Origin of the sequence: Actinobacillus minor NM305 (assembly GCF_000175195.1) — a bacterium.
Lineage (GTDB): Bacteria > Pseudomonadota > Gammaproteobacteria > Enterobacterales > Pasteurellaceae > Haemophilus_A > Haemophilus_A minor.
Genome location: NZ_ACQL01000055.1, coordinates 72,728 through 94,122, shown reverse-complemented (window position 1 = coordinate 94,122; position 21,395 = coordinate 72,728). Strand labels below are relative to the sequence as shown.

Sequence of the window (21,395 nt, the reverse complement as noted above, 5' to 3'; positions counted from 1 at the left end):
TTCAAGTAAAATAGATAAGATTTTTTATTGAGGAATTAAAAATGTCCACACAATTTGTTTATACAATGCACCGAGTAGGCAAAGTTGTTCCGCCGAAACGTCATATTTTAAAAGATATTTCTTTAAGCTTCTTTCCAGGGGCAAAAATCGGGGTGCTTGGCTTAAATGGTGCGGGTAAATCTACCCTATTACGCATTATGGCCGGCGTTGATAAAGAGTTTGAAGGTGAAGCTCGTCCACAACCGGGGATCAAAATCGGTTATCTTCCGCAAGAGCCAAAATTAGATCCGCAACAAACCGTGCGTGAAGCCATTGAAGAAGCAGTTTCAGAAGTGAAAAATGCACTCACTCGTTTAGATGAAGTGTATGCGGCTTATGCTGATGAGAATGCGGATTTCGATAAACTTGCGGCTGAACAAGCACAATTAGAAGCAATTATTCAAGCTCACGATGGGCACAATTTGGATAACCAGCTAGAACGTGCGGCTGATGCGTTACGTTTACCTGATTGGGACGCAAAAATTGAACACCTCTCAGGGGGAGAACGCCGCCGTGTGGCACTTTGCCGCTTATTGCTCGAAAAACCGGATATGTTGTTATTAGACGAGCCGACCAACCACTTAGATGCGGAGTCTGTGGCGTGGTTAGAGCGTTTCTTACACGACTATGAAGGTACTGTGGTGGCAATTACCCACGACCGTTACTTCTTAGATAACGTAGCAGGTTGGATCTTAGAGCTTGACCGTGGTGAAGGTATTCCTTGGGAAGGTAACTACTCTTCTTGGTTAGAGCAAAAAGAGAAACGTTTAGAGCAAGAACAAGCGGCGGAAAATGCTCGCCAAAAATCCATTGCCAAAGAGTTGGAATGGGTACGCCAAAATCCGAAAGGTCGTCAGGCGAAAAGTAAAGCGCGTATGGCACGTTTTGAAGAACTTAACTCAGGCGAATATCAAAAACGTAACGAAACTAACGAACTCTTTATTCCACCTGGCCCACGCTTAGGGGATAAAGTGATTGAAGTGAGCAACCTAACTAAATCTTACGGCGACCGCACTTTAATTGACGATTTATCTTTCAGTATTCCGAAAGGGGCGATTGTGGGGATCATCGGGGCGAACGGTGCAGGTAAATCAACCTTATTCCGTATGCTTTCAGGTCAAGAACAGCCGGACAGCGGTTCAATCGTGATGGGCGAAACAGTGGTGCTTGCCTCAGTGGATCAGTTCCGTGATGCAATGGACGACAAGAAAACCGTATGGGAAGAAGTCTCAAACGGACAAGATATTTTAACCATCGGCAACTTTGAAATCCCAAGCCGTGCTTATGTTGGGCGTTTTAACTTCAAAGGCGTGGATCAACAAAAACGTGTTGGCGAATTATCAGGCGGTGAGCGTGGTCGTTTACACCTTGCGAAATTGTTACAAGCGGGCGGAAACGTCTTATTATTAGACGAACCAACCAACGACCTTGATGTGGAAACCTTGCGTGCGTTAGAAAATGCGATCTTAGAATTCCCAGGCTGCGCAATGGTTATCTCGCACGACCGCTGGTTCTTAGACCGTATCGCCACTCACATTTTAGATTACGGCGATGAAGGTAAAGTGACTTTCTACGAAGGTAACTTCTCAGACTACGAAGAGTGGAAAAAGAAAACCTTAGGTGAAGCGGCAACACAGCCACATCGTATTAAATATAAGCGTATTGCGAAGTAATAGCGCATACTAGCAACTTTGGCACAAGCATCTGCTTGTGCCTGTTTTTAGCAACAAATTTGTCTACTATGCCTGATTTTACCGATTATTCGAGAAAAGGTGAAGCTAGACAGCATAGTGTATACCGATTTTTACTGAAGCTATGATGTACCTGAGTTTAATCATTTTTGCATCAATCGCAATACCCTCTTCGCAGAAAAACAAAATCATATAAACGGAATTGAGAATGGAATCAAGCTAAATGTCATTTACACAAGCTTTATGGTATCCCCAAAGCACATTTTGAATTGTATTTGAAGGAATGCAAATGGCGTTTTTATCACAGCTACTTAAAATCTCAAATTTCCATTTTAAAACAATTAGTTAAGATCTGTTTAAGTCAGTTATCTAGGATAGTCCCTTTTTACTATGTTATTACTGAACAACTATCGTCTAAAATCATGTGCCTGTTGAAGTAGGTTTCGGCTTTCTTTTAAGAACAGTTCAGAATATTCGCCAAACCAGTGATGGACTTCATCAAAGGCCTCGATAAAACCGGCTTTATTATTTTGCTCAAAATACTTCAAACTTTCTTCAAAGGTTTCTTTAAGCGACTGAATGACCGATAAATTCTCTGGCTTATCTGAAATAATATCGGCATACAGTCCACCATCTTGCGCAAATAGACGCCCAATCATCGCCAGTTCTAAACGGTAAATCGGTGAAGATAACGCTAAAAGTTGTGATAATTTTACCGGCTGGCGAGATAAATGTAGCCCAAATGCAAATGTTGAAAAATGGCGGAGTGCTTGAATGTAAGTCATACAGTGATCGTGTTCATGTGCATCGATGACCTCAATTTTTGCGCCCCAAATTTTAATTTGCTCGATAAGCCATTCGTATTCGCTGGAAAAGCGTCCGTGACAACAAACGACAATCTGTTTTGCCATACTTGCAATATCAGGCCCGAACATAGGGTGTAAACCAACAACAGGTCCGCTATGTATTTCTAACATTTTCTCTAAAGGTTGGGCTTTTACGGATGTGAGATCGGCTAAGATCATATTTTCCGTTAAGTAAGGCGCTAATCGTTCAATGGTTTCAAGGGTTTTATTGATCGGTACGCAGACGATAACAAGATTTGCACCATTGATAATTTGCTCGGCATTCCCCCAATCTTGGCTGCCTAATGCTTCAACTTGGTAGCCTGATAGCGTTAGAAAGCGAACGAATAAGCCACCTAATTTCCCTTTACCACCTACGATAACAATTTTACGCACCTGCGGATTAACGGTTTTAAATCCGTGCTTGTTTTCATTAGCGTAAGACTCTCGCATCACTCGGCGCAGTACATCTTCAATTAAGTCTGCCGGTACGCCTTGTTTTTCAGCTTCTTCTCGGCGAGCTTTGATCATCGCACTTTCACGATCAGGCGCATAAACAGGTATGCCGTGCTCAGATTTAACTTTGCCCACTTCGGCAACTAATTTTAGACGTTCTGCGAATAATTGAATGAGTTGTTGATCAACCTGATCAATTTTTTCTCGTAAAGGGTTAAGTGGCATTATCGTGTCTCTTATTTATCTAGTTGTCTTAATTTTTCAGCAAAATGAGTTAATAATGTTTCTGTGGTATCCCAATCAATACACGCATCTGTAATAGATACACCATATTTCATTTGCTCAAAAGGTTGTTCAGAAGATTGATTACCTGCATTTAAGTGGCTTTCAATCATTAAACCAATAATAGATTTGTTCCCGGCAAGTAATTGCTCTAAAGCATTTTCAGCCACTAATGGTTGGCGAGTATAATCTTTATTTGAATTCCCGTGGCTACAATCGATCATAATCGCTTCTGCTAGATTTGCTTTATGTAAGCTTTGTTCACACTCTTCTACAAATGGTTTTTCGAAATTAGGCGTTTTGCCTCCACGTAAAATCACGTGGCAGTTTTCATTCCCTTTCGTTTTTAAAAGGGTAACTTGCCCTTTTTGGTTCATACCGATAAAGCTATGGCTTTCGGCTGCGGCTTTCATTGCATTGATTGCTACACCTAAACCACCATCAGTACCATTTTTAAAGCCTACTGCCATTGATAAACCGGAAGCCAGTTCACGGTGCGTTTGCGACTCAGTGGTTCTTGCTCCAATAGCTGCCCAGCTGAATAAATCCATAATATATTGTGGTGTCATTGGATCGAGTGCTTCTGTTGCAAGTGGCAAGCCTAATTCAGCTAAATCTAAGCAAAGTTTACGCCCAACGTGTAATCCTTTTTCAATATCAAAAGTGCCATCAATGTTAGGATCGTTGATTAAACCTTTCCAACCAACCGTGGTTCTAGGTTTTTCAAAGTAAACACGCATGACTAGGTAAAGTTGATCACTCACTTTATCGTTTAATGCTTTTAATTTTTGAGCATATTCAATGGCGGCTTTAGGATCGTGAATAGAGCAAGGTCCAATTACGATCAATTTGCGGTGATCACGTTTGTGAATAATATCGGCAATTTCTTGACGAGATGTCTCAATTTGTTTACGAAGATGAGAAGGTAGTGGCAGTTCAGCTTTTAATTCAGCTGGGGTAAGCAATACTTTTTCATCAGTAATATTAACGTTGTGAATGCTATCTTGATTAACGACTTGTGCGTTCATTTTTCTTTCCTGTTGTGTAAAATAAATAATACAGTTGTAATTTACAGATTTACACCTAAAATATCAACTACTTTTTTCTTAACTTGCTCAACAGAAATGCGAGCCATCAATTTTTCATCATTTTTACTACGCGCTTTTGTTGCCCAGGGGAGTTGTTCCCAACTTTTTCCATAATATGCTTTTACGGCTTCATCATATACAGAGATCACATTTTGTTGATCGTTATAAGGAGCAGTACGGCGTGGGTTATGAATAGCATAAAGTCCGATAACCGGAGTATGTTGAATACTGGCAATGTGAGCCGCTCCGGTATCCGGAGAAATAACGAGATCTGCTTTATCTAATAATGCCGCAAGCTGTTTTAATGTGGTTTTTCCTGCAAGATTTGTACATTGTGGAGCTTGTTCTTCAATGTAAGCGGTCATTTTTAATTCATTTTTTGCAGGCGATCCGACTAAAATCACATTAACATTTTGTGCTGATAGCCATTTTGCAATTTCGGCATAACGTTCAGGCAGCCAATCTTTTTCGGCTTTACTCGAGCAGGGAGAAATCACAACATTTTTACGATTTTCATCTAGAAATTGCTGTGAATATGCACGATCTTCGGCAGAAATAGGTAAGGTCCAACGTGGGGTTAAATCTGTTACGCCAACCGCTTTAGCAAACATCATTTGCCCGTCAAGTACGTGAGGAGAAGTGGTAGTATCGACTTTTTCATTGGTAAAAAGCCATTGTAGCTCCCTTGCTCTATCTCGATTAAAGCCAACTTTCCGATTAGCTTTAATTCCGATAGAAATTAATGAAGCACGAAAAGCGGTTTGCATATTTAATAAAAAATCAAACCGCTTGTTTGATAGCTTTCTCCAGATTGTAAAAATTTCTTTCCAGCCATTTTTTTTATCGTAAGGCACAAGTGTTACATTTGCTAATCCTTGCATTAAATTGGCTTCTGTTTTACCGATAATCCACGTAATTTCAGCATCGGGATATTGGCGTTGAATTGCTTGGACAACCGCAAGAGTATGGCATACATCGCCTATTGCAGATAAACGTAAGATACAAATAGATAAAGGTGTTTTCATTTGACATTATGAAAGAGTGAAGAAAATGTTGCCATTATAGAAGATAAATAAGAAAAAAAGCACAACAGATGTTGTGCTTTAATCGATTAATTATTGGATAAGTAAGAAGAAATTAGAACCATCACGGAAAATGTTGAGAGCAATGGCTGAAGGTTTTGTCTCAAGCACTTTGCGTAAATCGCTCATATTTTCAATACTGTGGCGGTTGATACCAACAATCACATCGCCTTTTTTCAAGCCACGCATTTCTGCTTGTGAACCTTTTTCGACTTTAGTGATTTCAATACCTTTAATGCCTTTCTCTTTGTAATTGCTGTACTCAGCCCCTTTTAGTGCCGGTAATAGATCTTTGGCTGCAACAGTACTGCCTGGATCGGCTTGTAAAGTGACTTTTGTTTTTTCTTCTTTACCATTACGTAGATACGTTAATTCAATCTCTTTTCCTACACCGGTTGTTGCCACTTTCGCACGTAACTCACTAAAGCTACGGAGTTTTTGACCATTGAGTGCGATAATAACGTCACCGGCTTTTAAGCCTGCTTTTGCTGCAGCAGAATCAGGTAAAACTTCACTGACAAATGCCCCTTGTTGAGCATCAATGCTGAATTCTTTAGCAAGATCTGCATTTAATTCGCCACCTTTGATGCCTAACATACCACGTTTGACCTCACCGAATTCAATAATTTGTTGAACAAGGTTATTTGCCATATTAGATGGGATCGCAAATGCAATACCTGCATTACCACCACTTGGCGAAATGATTGCCGTATTGATACCGATGAGTTCTCCTTTTAGGTTAATTAACGGACCACCCGAGTTACCTTGGTTTACAGCTGCATCGGTTTGAATATAGTTTTGATAGCCATCATCAGTTGTTCCGGTGGAGCGGCCTAAGGCAGAAATAATCCCTGATGTTACGGTTTGACCTAAACCGAATGGATTACCAATAGCTACGCTAAAATCGCCCACTCGTAATTTATCCGAATCAGCAAATTTAAGCTCTGTAAGATTTTTGGGTTCTTCAATTTGGACTAAAGCCACATCAGAAAGTGGATCTGCACCAACTAATTTTGCTTTAAATTCACGTCCATCTTCTAATTTAATGATAATTTTATCTGCATCTTTAATCACGTGGTTGTTGGTGATCACATAGCCTTTCTCTGCATTGATAATTGCGCCTGAGCCAATTCCACGGAAATTACGCGGAGCAGAGCGTTGATCACCAAACATATCTCCGAAGAAAAATTCAAATTCTTCTGGAATATCTCTCATTCTTCGACTGTATTTTTCTTCTTTTGTTTTACCTTCAACAGAAATACTAACAACAGCAGGACGTACTTTATCCAACATATCTGCTAAAGATAGGGTTTCTTGCTGGCTACTTGCTGAAATAAAAGGTAATTTGATTTCAGCTTGTGCTGTGATAGGCATAGATGCCATTCCCATACCTAATACGAAAGCGGCAATGATTGATTTTTTCATTGTTTTCATTATTTGTTCCTTAATTTTTATATGAAAATGTCTATAGCGAGAAAGCATACTTTTTGCTGAACTTGAGTCGCTTGCTCGTGTCTGATAGGACAGACAAAATTTGGAAGGGTTCATTAAAGACTGATATTTTATTTAGAATGGTTGGATTGTTAATACGTAAATTTTTGAAAAGAACATCTTTCGAAAAAATTTTTTGTCAAAATTTAAAAGCCTTTTGACTTTATGGCTAACTTAGTGGAGTATAGAAGCCTTTCTTTTTACTAAAAAGAGTATATAAACAAACGAATGCAAAACACTGAAAACTTGATTGAAGTAAAAAACTTGACCTTTAAAAGAGGTGAGCGAGTAATTTACGATAATCTTAATCTGCAAGTGCAGAAAGGTAAAGTGACAGCGATAATGGGGCCTTCGGGCATAGGAAAAACAACATTATTACGTTTAATCGGTGGACAAATTATTCCGGAACAAGGCGAAATCTTATTTGATGGACAAGATATTTGCCAAGCATCAAATAAAGAGCTTTATCAGCTTCGCCAACGTATGGGGATGTTGTTTCAATCCGGAGCGTTATTTACTGATTTATCGACTTTTGATAATGTCGCCTTTCCCATTCGTGAACATACCACTTTACCGGAAGAACTGATTAGAAAATTGGTTCTAATGAAATTAGAATCTGTTGGGCTACGTGGGGCGGCTCACTTAATGCCTTCAGAGCTTTCCGGAGGCATGGCTCGCCGAGCAGCATTGGCTCGAGCAATTGCATTAGATCCTGATCTGATCATGTACGATGAACCATTCACGGGGCAAGATCCGATTAGTATGGGTGTTATTGTCGAGTTGATTAAAAAACTCAATCAGGCATTGAATTTAACTTCGATAGTTGTTTCTCATGATGTGACGGAAGTATTAAGTATTGCGGATTATGCTTATATTGTGGCAAATCAGCGAGTCATTGCTCAGGGAACGCCTGAAGAGCTTGTGGAAAGTCAAGATCCTCAAGTGATTCAATTCTTGGCAGGAAAAGCAGATGGTCCGGTTCGTTTCCACTATCCTGCAAAAGACTATGTGGAGGACTTGTTTAATGATTAATTTTATTAACCAAATTGGGAAAACGACTATTGATATTATCCGAGCATTTGGGCGTTCCGCTTTTATGTTATGGGGAGCATTGATTGGAAAGCCTCAATTTCGTAAACATAGCCCACTGCTAATTAAACAACTTTATGTAGTTGGTGTACAATCTCTTCTGATTATTATGCTTTCAGGCTTATTCATTGGAATGGTATTGGGGCTACAAGGCTATGTTGTCTTAGTTGATTTTGCCGCCGAAACCAGTTTGGGAACTTTAGTTTCACTCTCTTTACTTCGAGAGTTAGGACCGGTGGTCACGGCATTACTTTTTGCAGGCCGAGCTGGCTCGGCATTAACCGCAGAAATTGGTTTAATGAAAGCGACAGAACAGCTTTCCAGCCTTGAAATGATGGCAGTTGATCCTTTACGGCGTATTATCGCACCACGTTTTTGGGCTGGTGTAATTTCAATGCCAATTTTAGCTGTTATTTTTACTGCAATTGGCATTTGGGGCGGCTCTTTAGTTGGGGTTGACTGGAAAGGGGTAGATTCAGGTAGCTTCTGGTCTGTTATGCAAAACTCTGTAAGTGCAAGCGACTTAATTAACGGTTTTATTAAAAGCATTATCTTCGCCTTCGCCGTTGTTTGGATTGCTTTATTTAATGGTTATGATTCGACTGCAACATCAGAGGGGATTAGCCAAGCGACAACAAAGACCGTGGTAAACGCTTCACTGGTTATTTTAGGGTTAGACTTTATTTTAACAGCCATTATGTTTGGCGGTTAATCTAAGAAAGGAAAAAAAATGCGTCAATCAATTAAATTTGAATTTTGGGTAGGCTTATTTGTATTATTAGGGCTTATTGCTCTTGCTTTTTTAGGCTTACGTGTAGCGAATGTTCAGGGATTTAGTTCAGAGAAAACTTACACTCTTTACGCAACTTTCGATAATATCGGTGGACTAAAAGTGCGTGCGCCAATTAAAGTAGGCGGTGTCGTTGTAGGACGTGTCTCTGATATCCAGTTAGATTCTCAAACTTATACCCCTAAAGTCACTTTAGCGGTAAACGAAGATTTTAATAAGATTCCGGACACGAGTTCACTTTCTATTAAAACGGCAGGTTTACTTGGCGAACAATATATTGCGTTAAATGTTGGCTTTATGATGGAAGGCGAAACGGAATATATGAAAGAAGGAAGTACTTTTGCAGATACCAATTCTGCGATGGTATTAGAAGATTTAATCGGTCAGTTCTTATATGGAGATAAAAAATCTTCAGGAACGGATGCAGAAAAAACCGAAGCAGAAAAACCTGCTTCACCTTAATGTAGTCGTATAGACTATAATGAAAAGCGGTAAAATAAACGCATTATTCTACCGCTTGTAAACCTTAATAACAGATAGTTATTCTTATTGGAGTATTTTTAATGTTAAAAAATATCAAAAAAATGATGGTTGCTGGTGTTGTCGCTTTATCAACTTTATTCTCAACACAAGCGTTTGCAGAAACGAGCCCATATGCGTTAATGCAACAAACCGCAGATAAACTTTTTAGTGATATTAAAGCAAACCAAAGTAAAATTAAATCAAATCCAGAATATTTACGTACAATCGTTCGTAACGATTTAATGCCAAAAGTACATGTGAAATATGCTGGACAGCTTGTTCTAGGCAAAGCGCTTTCTTCAGCATCAGAAGCACAACGTGAGAAATTCTTTGATGCATTCGGTCAATTTATTGAGCAATCTTATGCACAAGTATTAACCCAATATCAAGATCAAAAAATTGAGATTGAGGGCGAAAAACCAACAGAAGGTAAATCTATCGTAAGTATTCGTGTAAATGTATTATCGAACGGCAGTGCAGCGCCTATTAAATTAGATTTTAAATGGCGTAAAAATAGTAAAACCGGTGAATGGCAAGCTTACGACATGGCAGCTGAAGGCGTAAGTATGGTTGCAACAAAACAAAATGAATGGAGCGGTGTATTACGCCAACAAGGTATCGATGCTCTTACTGCACAAGTTGCACAATCAGCAAAACAACCAATCTCTTTAACTAAAAAATAATTAGTATGAAACCACAAAAAACATTACAATGGAGCGTATTGCATAACAATGAAAGCTTAGTGGTAGAGTTGAGTGGTGAATTAACCCGTGACACGTTGCTTCCGTTATGGAAGCAACGTGCTTCTTTTTTATCTACAAGAAAAAATCAACATATTTACTGGGATTTAAAAGCAATTTCACGTATTGATTCTGCCGGCTTTGTTCTATTGACTGAATTGTTGCATTTTTATGGAAAGCAAACCTCAAATCATCTGATTCATGTTCCGAATGTTGTGAAAACATTAGCGGATTTATATGATTTAGACCAATGGTTAAATCGCTTTCTTGTAAACTAATCGACATCATTATTTTTTGATTTAAAGGATCATTTAATTTATGGAACCAAAACAACTTGAAGAAATACTTAAAGCAGCACTTACCGATGCCACAGAAATTCATGCTCAAGGGGAAAATTCCCATTATGGTGTTATTGTGGTAAGCGATAGTTTAGCTGCACTTTCTCGAGTGAAACAACAACAAGCTGTTTATGCACCACTCGGCGATTTATTTGCTACTAATGCTATTCATGCGCTTACCATTAAAGTTTTTTCCACAGACCAATGGAAAAAAGAGCGTTTATTAAATATGGCAGGTTAATTAAGTAAGTTGGGCCATTTCGTAAGTGATATGTCAAATTTGACCGCTTACAAAAGGTTCAACTTTTGTTTTTATGATAAAAAGGATAAAAAATGGAAAAATTCCGAGTACGCGGTCCAGTTACTTTAAGCGGTACCGTTGAAATTTCTGGTGCAAAAAATGCGGCATTACCTATTCTTTTCGCCGCCATTTTGGCAGAAAAGCCAGTGACATTAACCAATGTGCCTGTGTTAAAGGACGTGGAAACCACTTTCAAAATTTTACGTAAATTAGGTGTAGTTGTTGAGCGTGATGCAAACGGCGCAGTACAGATTGATGCAAGTAAGATTGATCACTATGTTGCACCTTACGAATTAGTGAAAACGATGCGTGCTTCAATTTGGGCGCTGGCACCATTAGTGGCTCGTTTCCACGAAGGACAAGTTTCTTTACCGGGTGGCTGTACTATCGGTGCGAGACCTGTGGATATGCATATCGCAGGTTTAGAAAAAATGGGCGCAACGATTGAATTAGATGAAGGCTATGTAAAAGCAACTTCAAATGGTCGTCTTAAAGGCGCTCGAGTTTATATGGATAAAGTGAGCGTAGGGGCAACATTATCTGTGATGATGGCGGCAACTTTAGCAGAGGGAAAAACGGTAATTGAAAATGCTGCTCGTGAGCCTGAAATTGTAGATACAGCCATTTTCTTAAATGCGATGGGGGCAAAAATCTCTGGTGCAGGTACTGATATGATTACGGTTGAAGGTGTGGAACATTTAGGTGGTTGTGAACACCGTGTTGTTGCAGACCGTATTGAGACCGGTACATTCCTTATTGCAGCTGCCGTTTCTGGCGGTAAAATCACGTGCCGCGGTACGAAAGCAGATACACTAGACGCTGTAATTGAGAAATTACGTGAAGCAGGCATGGATGTTGAAGTGACTGAAGATACGATTACACTTGATTCAAAAGGTCGGCGTCCAAAAGCGGTAAATATCCGCACTATGCCTCACCCTGGCTTTCCAACAGATATGCAAGCTCAATTTACCTTGTTAAACACTGTAGCAGAAGGGACAAGCCGTATTACGGAAACCATTTTTGAAAACCGCTTTATGCATATTCCGGAACTCAACCGCATGGGTGCAAAAGGTGAAATCGAAGGTAACACAGCAATTTGTCATGGTGTTGAATCATTAAAACCTGCAGAAGTTATGGCAACTGACCTTCGCGCATCAATCAGCTTAGTCTTAGCAGGCTGTATCGCAAATGGTGAAACCATTGTGGATCGCATTTATCATATCGATCGTGGTTATGAACACATCGAAGAAAAACTACGTGGTCTTGGCGCAACGATTGAACGTTTTTCTGAGGCTTTTGAAGAGAGCTAGATAATAGCTAAATTTTGTTACTAAAACCAGCTTAAAGTCTTGTAGCATAAGGCTTTAAGCTGGCACCGTGGACAAAATAGTCGTTGATTTATCAAAAACTATGTAGATAACTTTTGTCGAATAATCTCAAATAAACAAACACCGGTCGCAACAGAAACATTTAATGATGAGACCGAACCAGCCATTGGAATACTAATCAATTGATCGCAATGTTCACGTGTTAAGCGTCTCATTCCATCGCCTTCTGCCCCCATTACAAGTGCAATAGCACCCGTTAATTTGGCATCGTAAATACTTGAAGTTGCTTCACCTGCCGTGCCAACAATCCAAACATTATGCTGTTCTTGAAGCTCTCTCATGGTTCGAGCCAAATTGGTTACCCGAATGAGAGGTACGGTTTCTGCCGCACCACAAGCCACTTTACGAGCTGTTGAAGTTAATTGTGCCGATTTATCTTTTGGCACAATTACTGCATCAACACCAGCGGCATCAGCTGTACGCAGGCAAGCGCCCAAATTATGCGGATCAGTAACACCATCTAAAATCAATAATAAGGGTTGCGGCTTGCTTGCTAAAATACGATCTAAATCATGTTCATTTAACTCTTTTTGTGGCACTACTTTGGCAATAATGCCTTGATGAACCTCGCCTTGTGATTTGTTATCTAATGTTTGGCGATTGACTTGTTGAATTGCGATCCCCAAACGTTGTAATTCATTTAACAACGGAATAAGTCGTTTGTCTTCACGCCCTTTTAATACAAACACCTCAATCAAACGCTCCGGAGCGTTATCAAGAAATGCTTTAACAGCATGAATACCGTAAATTTGTTCGCTCATTTTTTTCCTTTATTCAGTTAATACACTATAAAAGCATTTTAACCACTTTATCTAATTTAACTTGCCCGAATTTCTTCAGTAACTTACGCACATTTTCCGGATAATCTTTTAACTGTTCTAAATCACTATAATGGGTAAGCACTGTCGTATGGGTACGTATTTGCGCTAATTCTGCTTGAGACTTTTCGGTTAATTCACCTTTCGGATCTGAAATTAATACCGCATTTTCCGCATCTAACTTCCACGCTCGTGGGTTGAGATTGTTTCCTGTAAGTAGAATATAACGCTCATCAATCCATACGCCTTTTAAGTGGTAGCTGTTCTTGCCATCTTTCCACAAGCGGATCGTTAATTGCCCATTTTGGATATAATGATCAAACTTTTTCGTAAATGCTCGCAGATTTTTTTCATACAGATACGGCAAAGCGGACGCCATCGTAAATTTTTCTTCCGGTGGCGTGAAAAAATCGTTCGCCGTTTTATCGCCGACAATAATTTCAATTTGTTTGCCATTTTCCAATAACCACTCAATTCGTTGGTTAATTGAACGAGGGAAATTGAAATAAGGCGTACAAATCGTCAATTTTTGTTGTACTTGGAAAAATAACGCTTCAATCGTTTTATTCAGCGGATTTTTACGCCCTAGCCCGACCAATGGCGAAACCATTAGCTGTTCATTATCCATTGATTTACCATTAAAACGATATTCTTGTTGGCTAAGCTCCTTACGGAAAGCTTTCACAAGCGGTCGGATTTCAATGGTTTTTGGGCGATTTGCTTGATCCAAGCGATTTACCGCAGGGTTGCTCAAAATATTCTGTTGAATAAAATTAACCCAGCTATCTGCTAAAGCCTTATTTTCAATTTGATGATAACGGTCGTAACGGTAACGCTCAAATTGCTGTAAATAGACGTTGTTGATGCTCGCTCCGCTATAAAGTAGGGTATCATCAAACACAAACCCTTTTAGGTGCAACACACCGAAGATCTCACGTTTATTGACCGGAACGCCATAAAACGCAATCTCTTGCTCTGTCGGCAGGGCATATTGCTCACGCATCAGGGTGTACCAATCGGCGTTTGAACTTTGGGTTGCTTCGCCAATACGTCCCCGTTGCGCCCTATGCCAATCTACAAGGATTTTGATTTCTAGTTGTGGGTTAGCTAATTTCGCTTGATAAAGTGCATCTAAGATCTCTTGCCCGGCTTCATCTTTTTCAAAATAGAGAGCGGTGAGATAAATGCGAAATTTTGCTTGTTTTATTAACGCTAAAATGTGTTGTTTAAACTCGGTGCTACTGGTAAGAAAATCCACTTTTTCTACCGCTTGGGGGATAAAAGTGAGATTATCTAAGTGGCGTTTTGCACGGGTTTGTTTGTTTAGAATAAGCATTGTTAGTCCTCTGTTACTTTTCTTTGCTTGTGCAAAGAAAAGTAACCAAAAGAAACACACCCTACTTCACCGCTTATCTTCGCTTAGTTTAAATTTGCTTAACGGAACATTTTAAATTCGCCAACTTCGTTGGCTCAGAGAAAAATGTTCCTACAAATTTAAACACGCTCAGGCGGTTCAGAAGGGAACCCAATCCGCCATAACAAGCGGTGAGTTTTAATAAATTTTTTGTAATGCTAAGATCGAGATGTTCGATCTCCCCTGCGTTTCGCCGAAGCGGTTGCGTCAATTTTTGAGGACAACTTTTCGTGTTTGAGCTTGCAAAGCAAGCGAGTTTGAAAAGTTCGTCCCAAAAATTAGCAACAAGCGTAGGAAGAAGAAACGCTCGGGGTCGCCTTTCTTTTGCCTACTTTTCTTTGGCGAAGCAAAGAAAAGTAGGAAATGTAGTTACGGAGAAAGTGCTTGTTTAAGCAAATGCTCTTTGCTCGCCATTACCTGCCACATTCTCCACACAACGCCCACAAATCTCAGGATGTTCTGCATTCGCACCAATATCTGTCGCATAGTGCCAGCAACGTGGGCATTTTTCACCGTCTGCACGTTCTACTTTCACCGCAAGACCCGCCAATTCGCCTTCTGCAACATCAGCTTCTGCAAGTGGTTTAACAATCGCTTGTGAAGTGATTAGCACAAAACGTAGCTCGTTGCCTAACTGTTCTAACAACGGACGAATATCATCATTTGCATACACGGTGACTTTCGCTTCGAGGCCAGCACCAATTAACTTGTCGTTACGCGCTTGTTCTAAGACACGGTTTACTTCCGCACGCACTTTTAACAGTTTTTGCCAGTAGTTGTCATCTAATTTGTCGCTTTCACTTAAACCGAATAAGCCTGTGTAGAATTCTTCAGTAAAGACAAATTCAGAACGTTCTTCCACTTGTGGTAAGTAGCCCCAAATTTCATCGGCGGTGAAGGATAAAATCGGTGCCATCCAACGCACTAATGCTTCAGAGATATGCCACAACGCAGTTTGACAGCTACGGCGTGCAAGGCTGTCTGCTTTGGTGGTGTATTGACGGTCTTTGATAATATCTAAATAGAACGATCCCATTTCGATTGAACAGAAACGCATTAAACGCTGAACAACGGTGTGGAATTGATAATTATCATAGGCTTCTTTAATGTCGTTTTGTGCATCTAACGCACAGCTTACCGCCCAACGATCTAAGGCGATCATCTCTTCCGGTTTAACCAAATCACGTTTTGGATCGAAGCCATTTAAGTTCGCTAATAAGAAGCGAGCAGTATTACGAATACGGCGGTACGATTCGCCTGCGCTATTTAAAATGTTATGAGAAACCGCAATTTCGCCCGTATAGTCTGTTGAAGCAACCCATAAACGTAAAATATCCGCACCATTTTTATTCCATACTTCACTTGGCACAATCACGTTACCGAGTGATTTTGACATTTTGCGACCTTTTTCATCAACCACGAAACCGTGAGTTAATACTTGTTTATAAGGTGCTTTGCCATTAGTTGCGGTTGAAAGCATTAATGAAGACATAAACCAACCACGATGTTGGTCTGAACCTTCAAGGTACATATCTGCGCTATTACCATTAAATTCTGGACGAGCTTCTACCACAGAGGCATAAGTTGATCCCGAATCGAACCATACATCGAGTGTATCTGGTACTTTGCGGTAATCTTTAGCTTCTTCGCCTAAGACTTCTGCTGGATCTAAATCCCACCACGCTTGGATACCTTTTTCTTCCACACGTTTTGCCACGATTTCAAGGATTTCTTCTGTACGTGGGTGCAGCTCTTCCGTTTCATTGTGAATAAACATCGTCATTGGTACGCCCCAAGTACGCTGACGAGAGATACACCAGTCTGGACGATTCGCCACCATTGTATCAATACGCGCTTCTCCCCAAGCAGGAATCCAACGTACGGATTTGATTTCGCCTAACGCTTGTTGGCGCAAACCTTGCGTTTCCATACCGATAAACCATTGTGGTGTTGCACGGAAAATAATCGGCGTTTTGTGGCGCCAGCAATGTGGATAACTGTGTTTAATGCGTTCTAATTTAAGTAACGCCCCCACCTCCTTTAATTTTTCTAAAACTTTCTCGTTTGATTCGAAAACACCTAAACCTGCAAAGAATGGCGCTTCTGCTTTAAATTTACCATCGTTTCCGACTAAACCAGCCATTTCAATGTTGTATTTTTTCGAAACGATAAAGTCGTCTTGACCGTGATCCGGTGCGGTATGAACTAAACCTGTACCACCATCCGTTGTGACATGATCGCCTAAAATTAATGGCACACTATAATCGTAGAATGGGTGATTAAATTGAAGTAATTCTAATGCCTCGCCTTTTACTTCACCTAATACATCAACACTTTCAAGTTTTGCAGCATTTTGTACACTTTCTACGAGTTCTTTCGCTAAAATAACGCGTTCTTCGCCAAATTGGACTAATTGATAATCAAATTCCGGATTGATTGAAATCGCTTTATTTGAAGGTAATGTCCAAGGCGTTGTTGTCCAAATCACCGCAGAAATTTGACCATGCCCCTTACCTTGAGCGTTAAATTTTGCTTCAATTTCTGCTTGATCTTTGGCAGGGAAACGAACATAGATTGATGGCGATACTTTATCTTCATATTCCACTTCGGCTTCAGCAAGGGAAGAGCCACAGTCTAAACACCAGTGAACCGGTTTTGAGCCTTTGTATAAGTGACCATTTGCAATTACTTTACCTAAAGTACGGATAATGTTCGCTTCAGTATTGAAGTTCATCGTGAGATATGGATTATCCCAATCGCCCAACACGCCCATACGAATAAAGTCTGCTTTTTGTCCTTCGACTTGCTCTTTTGCATATTCACGACACGCTTGACGGAACTCTGCCGCAGAAATTTTTTCATTTGGTTTACCCACCAAACCTTCTACTTTTAGCTCAATTGGCAAACCGTGGCAGTCCCAACCTGGTACATAAGGCGTGTCAAAACCCAATGCGGTTTTTGACTTCATAATAATATCTTTTAAAATTTTATTAACGGCGTGACCAATGTGAATGTTCCCATTCGCATACGGAGGGCCATCGTGCAGAATAAAGGATTTTTTCCCTTTTGATGCTTCACGAATTTTTTGATAGAGCTTTTTGTCATACCAATTTTGTAACATCGCAGGTTCACGCTTAGCGAGATCCCCACGCATCGGAAAGCCTGTTTCAGGCAAATTTAATGTGTTTTTGTAATCAGTCATTTTTATGTTCCAGTTAATAAAATTGAATATTGTTTAATACATCACACTTAAGTCTGAAAAGTATCGTGTAATTGTTCAAGTTCTCTTTTAAATTTTAAAGGATTTATAACTTCTATTATTGGCGTATTTGAGCCACCATAGCCGTGAATAATAATCGTTCCATAATTGAACAATCTACCTAAAAAAGTTTGTTCAATTCCAATACTTTCAATGTTTTCTAATCTTATCTCTAATGTGTCTAATCTAATAATCCCGAATTTTGCAATAATCCTTCTATTTGTAATCACAAGCTCCGTTTTATTTACAATAAGCTTTGCTAATAAATATAAAATAATAAACACAATAACGCCTAAAAAAATACCAGTAAATAATCCTGTAAGATTAAGAATATTTTTATCAAAAAAAACAGCTAATGTGCCTAATACACTTATAAAAGGAAAAATCAAACTTAAACCTATAATATAGGGTAATTTAGGAAATACGCTTCTTTTACCTTGATAAATAATTTTTTCATTAGCTAGTAAAATTTTGTCTGTATAGCTCATTGTCTCCACCTTACAGTCTAAAAAGACTGACTTATGATTAGTCTAAGAATAATACAGGATCATTACCTCTAAAAAACCTCACTGCTTGTTCCCGATCTTGTTCAATTTGCTGTCTTAACTCATTAAAACTTGCAAATTTAATTTCCGCACGGATTTTTTTTAAAAAGAGGACTTCAATTGCCTGACCGTAAATTGAGTGATTAAAATCAAACAAATGCACTTCCAATAACGGTTTTGTTCCGTTTATCGTTGGGCGATTCCCCACATTGGCAATACCGCTATATATACCGTATTTTGTCTCTATTTTTACCGCATAAACGCCTTGCAGTGGTGTCACTAAACGATTGAGCATAATATTTGCAGTAGGAAAGCCAATGGTTCTGCCTAATTTATTCCCATGAGCAACACGCCCAGCGATGGAATAAGGTTTACCCAGTAGTTTTGCGGCTAACGTTAATTCATCCTTACTTAATGCTTCACGAATTAACGAGCTACTAATTCTTTCACTCTCAAAACTATGGGTGTGGCTTTCTTCAACTTCAAACCCTAGCGTTTTACCCGCATTAAGTAACGTTTGATAATTACCGCTTCGATCTGAACCAAAATGGAAATCATCGCCCACGCTTAGATAGCGCACGTTTAACCGTTCTACCAATAATTTTTCAATAAATTCATGTGCCGTTAGTTTTGCAAATTGTGCCGAAAAACGCACACAAAGAACAAAATCAACCCCGGCTTTTTCTAAATACTTAAGTTTATCTCTTAAACGCATCAATCTTGCCGGAGGATTAGCGGTTAAATTTCCAGATTTTTTTGCAAAAAACTCTCGAGGTTGAGGCTCAAATACCATCACCACCGAAGGCAAATTCAGTGCTTTTGCTTTTTCATTTAAGCGAGCCAAAATGTTTTGATGCCCTAAATGTACCCCGTCAAAGTTCCCAATGGATAAAGCACACCCTTGTTGGAATATGGGGTTATTGGCTAAATTATGGAATCCTCGAACTAGTTGCATGGGTAACGGTATCTTAAAAACAAAATAAAAAAATTCTTCTGATTATAGCGGTTATCCGCTAAAAGAGGAAATAAAAGCGGTCTGATTCCAGCAATTTTTTGCAAAAATCAAGAAGAGAAATACTATTCTACTATTTATGTCTCATAAATAGTGCATTTTTCTTACTGTTAGGCAGAAAAGATTATTCAAATGCTACATTTTGCTTTATCATATATATGATTATTTACAACCTTTTCTAAATTATGACAACGATAACCCATTTCGCCTACCTTCAAACCAAGCGTAAACAGCTAAAAATGAAAGTCAATGACGTATGTACTCAAGCAGGCGTGACGCGAGCTTATTTTAATCAATTAGTCAGTGGCAAAATTAAAAACCCAAGTGCAGCAAAATTAAAAGCACTTCATCAAGTTTTAAACATTGTAGAAGATAAAAATCAACGTATTGGCGTGATTTTTGGCAAGTTCTATCCTATTCATACAGGGCATATTAATATGATCTATGAAGCATTCAGTAAAGTGGATGTTTTACATGTGGTCGTCTGTACGGATACGGAACGTGATCTCCAACTCTTCAAACAGAGCAAAATGAAGAGAATGCCAACCAATGAAGATCGCCTACGTTGGATGCAACAAATTTTTAAATATCAACAAAAACACATCTTAATTCATCATTTATCTGAAGATGGTATTCCTAGCTATCCTAATGGCTGGGAAGGTTGGGCGAACCGAGTAAAAGAATTATTCGTTGAAAAAAACATTCAACCGACTATCGTTTTTAGTAGCGAAATGCAAGATAAAGAACCTTATGAAAAATACCTTAATTTAGAGGTTCATTTAGTCGATCCTGATCGCAAGCACTTTAACGTTTCGGCAACCAAAATCCGTAATAATCCGTTCCAATACTGGCGTTTTATTCCAAAAGAGGTTCGTCCATTTTTCGTGAAAACCATTGCGATTTTAGGGGGAGAAAGCAGCGGTAAATCCGTTCTTGTGAGCAAACTGGCAAATGTCTTTAATACCACATCTGCTTGGGAGTATGGTCGTGAATTCGTATTTGAGCAACTCGGGGGCGATGAACAAGCAATGCAATACTCCGATTACCCTCAAATGGCACTTGGACACAAACGCTATGTAGATTATGCAATGAAGCATGCCCATAAGGTGGCTTTTATTGATACGGACTACATTACAACACAAGCCTTTTGTATTCAATATGAAGGAAAATCGCATCCGTTTTTGGATTCAATGATTAAGGAATATCCTTTTGATGTAACCATTTTACTTGCTAACAATACCAAATGGGTTGATGATGGTTTGCGTAGCCTAGGCTCTCTAAAACAACGCCAACGCTTCCAAACTTTACTTAAAAAATTGTTAGAGAAACATCATATTCCTTATATTGAAATTGAATCGCCAAGCTATTTAGATCGCTATAACCAAACAAAAGAAGTGGTTGAAGCTATTTTAAATGATGAGCCAATTCCGTTACAATTTAAACAATTTAATACTGATACCGAATCGGAAGGTAACGCATGATTCTATTTGCCGGAGATCCGCATGGCAGCTACGAACACCTCTATCCTATTGTGACCTCTCAACAAAATGTTGCATTGGTTATTTTAGGTGATTTACAACTGACTACGCCGCATGATCTCGATAAATTAGCGCAATATTGTGATATTTGGTTTATCCACGGAAATCACGATAGTAAAACAGCTGCCGCTTTTGATGCCCTTTGGGGAAGCGAATGGAAAACACGTAATTTACATGGCAAAGTGGTCGATATTCAAGGCGTCAAAATTGCTGGGTTAGGTGGCGTTTTTAGAGGGCATATTTGGATGCCTCCTAACCGCCCGATGTTTTTTGACCCAATTCACTACTGTCAGTATATGCCACAAGAAAAGATTTGGCGAGGCGGTTTGCCACTTAGACATCGGACTTCTATTTTTCCTTCGGATGTGGAAACCTTAGAAACACAAAAAGCAGATATTTTAATTACTCATGAGGCGCCAAGACCTCATCCTCAGGGCTTTGCAATCATCAATCAATTAGCGAAAAAAATGGGCGTACGTAAAATATTTCACGGGCATCACCATGATAATTTTGATTACAAACCTATTAATCGCAATAAACATTGTGAGATGTTTAATGTTGGCTTCCGAAGCCTTGCCGATATTAACGGGAATTATTTGATATTTGGCATTGATGATCGGGATCAAACAGCATAAAGTAATCAAATTTGTTAAAAATTTGATTAAGC

19 protein-coding genes and 1 pseudogene are annotated in these 21,395 nt (G+C 39.3%); 11 read left to right on the top strand and 9 right to left on the bottom strand.

Annotation, left to right across the window (positions count from 1 at the left end; all coding sequences use genetic code 11):
• Window positions 1–41 precede the first annotated feature (41 nt).
• Together ettA and AM305_RS11915 are read left to right on the top strand one after the other, a co-directional pair.
• Complete coding sequence (gene ettA / locus AM305_RS02010; protein ID WP_005822683.1) at window positions 42–1,712, top strand: energy-dependent translational throttle protein EttA; 1,671 nt, start codon at window positions 42–44, stop codon at window positions 1,710–1,712.
• Window positions 1,713–1,787: 75 nt separating this feature from the next.
• A pseudogene (locus tag AM305_RS11915) lies at window positions 1,788–2,080 on the top strand (IS1595 family transposase); the annotation flags it as partial.
• Window positions 2,081–2,137: 57 nt separating this feature from the next.
• On the opposite strand, the gene tyrA reads toward AM305_RS11915, so the two are convergent.
• The 4 genes from tyrA to AM305_RS01990 all read right to left on the bottom strand — a co-directional run bounded on the left by tyrA (window position 2,138) and on the right by AM305_RS01990 (window position 6,920).
• Entirely contained in the window at window positions 2,138–3,259 is a 1,122-nt protein-coding gene (gene tyrA / locus AM305_RS02005) for a bifunctional chorismate mutase/prephenate dehydrogenase (protein WP_193594259.1), read from the bottom strand.
• 8 nt (window positions 3,260–3,267) lie between these two features.
• A complete protein-coding gene (locus tag AM305_RS02000) occupies window positions 3,268–4,341 on the bottom strand; it encodes a 3-deoxy-7-phosphoheptulonate synthase (protein WP_005822679.1) in 1,074 nt (357 codons plus the stop codon).
• A gap of 41 nt (window positions 4,342–4,382) precedes the next feature.
• The gene (locus tag AM305_RS01995; protein ID WP_005822678.1) at window positions 4,383–5,426 is read right to left on the bottom strand and encodes a glycosyltransferase family 9 protein; all 1,044 of its coding nucleotides are present in this window, start codon (window positions 5,424–5,426) and stop codon (window positions 4,383–4,385) included.
• Window positions 5,427–5,516: 90 nt separating this feature from the next.
• Complete coding sequence (locus AM305_RS01990) at window positions 5,517–6,920, bottom strand: DegQ family serine endoprotease (protein WP_193594257.1); 1,404 nt, start codon at window positions 6,918–6,920, stop codon at window positions 5,517–5,519.
• A gap of 282 nt (window positions 6,921–7,202) precedes the next feature.
• Between AM305_RS01990 and mlaF the strand changes: the two genes are divergently transcribed.
• The 7 genes from mlaF to murA all read left to right on the top strand — a co-directional run bounded on the left by mlaF (window position 7,203) and on the right by murA (window position 12,064).
• Window positions 7,203–8,006, top strand: coding sequence for a phospholipid ABC transporter ATP-binding protein MlaF (mlaF, locus tag AM305_RS01985; RefSeq protein WP_005822674.1), 804 nt, complete (start codon window positions 7,203–7,205; stop codon window positions 8,004–8,006).
• Window positions 7,999–8,775 (top strand): lipid asymmetry maintenance ABC transporter permease subunit MlaE, encoded by a 777-nt coding sequence (gene mlaE, locus AM305_RS01980; protein ID WP_005822672.1) that lies wholly within the window; start codon window positions 7,999–8,001, stop codon window positions 8,773–8,775. The genes mlaF and mlaE overlap by 8 nt, the downstream gene beginning before the upstream one ends.
• An 18-nt stretch (window positions 8,776–8,793) precedes the next feature.
• Window positions 8,794–9,315, top strand: coding sequence for an outer membrane lipid asymmetry maintenance protein MlaD (gene mlaD / locus AM305_RS01975; protein ID WP_005822670.1), 522 nt, complete (start codon window positions 8,794–8,796; stop codon window positions 9,313–9,315).
• Between the two features lie 101 nt (window positions 9,316–9,416).
• Window positions 9,417–10,058, top strand: a complete 642-nt coding sequence (gene mlaC / locus AM305_RS01970; RefSeq protein ID WP_005822668.1) for a phospholipid-binding protein MlaC — start codon at window positions 9,417–9,419, stop codon at window positions 10,056–10,058.
• A 5-nt stretch (window positions 10,059–10,063) separates the two neighbouring features.
• Entirely contained in the window at window positions 10,064–10,393 is a 330-nt protein-coding gene (locus AM305_RS01965) for an STAS domain-containing protein (RefSeq protein WP_005822666.1), read from the top strand.
• Between the two features lie 40 nt (window positions 10,394–10,433).
• Window positions 10,434–10,694, top strand: a complete 261-nt coding sequence (locus AM305_RS01960) for a BolA family protein (protein WP_005822665.1) — start codon at window positions 10,434–10,436, stop codon at window positions 10,692–10,694.
• 92 nt (window positions 10,695–10,786) lie between these two features.
• On the top strand, window positions 10,787–12,064 hold the full coding sequence (gene murA / locus AM305_RS01955) for a UDP-N-acetylglucosamine 1-carboxyvinyltransferase (RefSeq protein ID WP_005822664.1): 1,278 nt from the start codon (window positions 10,787–10,789) through the stop codon (window positions 12,062–12,064).
• Between the two features lie 98 nt (window positions 12,065–12,162).
• Here murA and rlmB read toward each other — a convergent pair whose 3' ends face one another.
• The 5 genes from rlmB to ribF all read right to left on the bottom strand — a co-directional run bounded on the left by rlmB (window position 12,163) and on the right by ribF (window position 19,133).
• Entirely contained in the window at window positions 12,163–12,903 is a 741-nt protein-coding gene (gene rlmB / locus AM305_RS01950) for a 23S rRNA (guanosine(2251)-2'-O)-methyltransferase RlmB (protein WP_005822662.1), read from the bottom strand.
• A gap of 25 nt (window positions 12,904–12,928) precedes the next feature.
• Window positions 12,929–14,296, bottom strand: a complete 1,368-nt coding sequence (gene pssA / locus AM305_RS01945) for a CDP-diacylglycerol--serine O-phosphatidyltransferase (protein ID WP_005822661.1) — start codon at window positions 14,294–14,296, stop codon at window positions 12,929–12,931.
• Between the two features lie 466 nt (window positions 14,297–14,762).
• Window positions 14,763–17,576: an isoleucine--tRNA ligase gene (ileS, locus tag AM305_RS01940; protein ID WP_005822657.1), complete on the bottom strand. Its 2,814-nt coding sequence runs from the start codon at window positions 17,574–17,576 to the stop codon at window positions 14,763–14,765.
• 47 nt (window positions 17,577–17,623) lie between these two features.
• Window positions 17,624–18,121 (bottom strand): PH domain-containing protein, encoded by a 498-nt coding sequence (locus AM305_RS11785; RefSeq protein ID WP_005822655.1) that lies wholly within the window; start codon window positions 18,119–18,121, stop codon window positions 17,624–17,626.
• Window positions 18,122–18,158: 37 nt separating this feature from the next.
• Complete coding sequence (gene ribF / locus AM305_RS01930; protein ID WP_005822652.1) at window positions 18,159–19,133, bottom strand: bifunctional riboflavin kinase/FAD synthetase; 975 nt, start codon at window positions 19,131–19,133, stop codon at window positions 18,159–18,161.
• Window positions 19,134–19,384: 251 nt separating this feature from the next.
• On the opposite strand from ribF, the gene nadR reads away from it, so the two are divergent.
• Together nadR and AM305_RS01920 are read left to right on the top strand one after the other, a co-directional pair.
• A complete protein-coding gene (gene nadR, locus AM305_RS01925) occupies window positions 19,385–20,671 on the top strand; it encodes a multifunctional transcriptional regulator/nicotinamide-nucleotide adenylyltransferase/ribosylnicotinamide kinase NadR (RefSeq protein ID WP_035293718.1) in 1,287 nt (428 codons plus the stop codon).
• Window positions 20,668–21,363, top strand: coding sequence for a metallophosphoesterase family protein (locus tag AM305_RS01920; protein ID WP_005822649.1), 696 nt, complete (start codon window positions 20,668–20,670; stop codon window positions 21,361–21,363). Before nadR ends, AM305_RS01920 begins: the two co-directional genes overlap by 4 nt.
• Window positions 21,364–21,395: the final 32 nt, after the last annotated feature.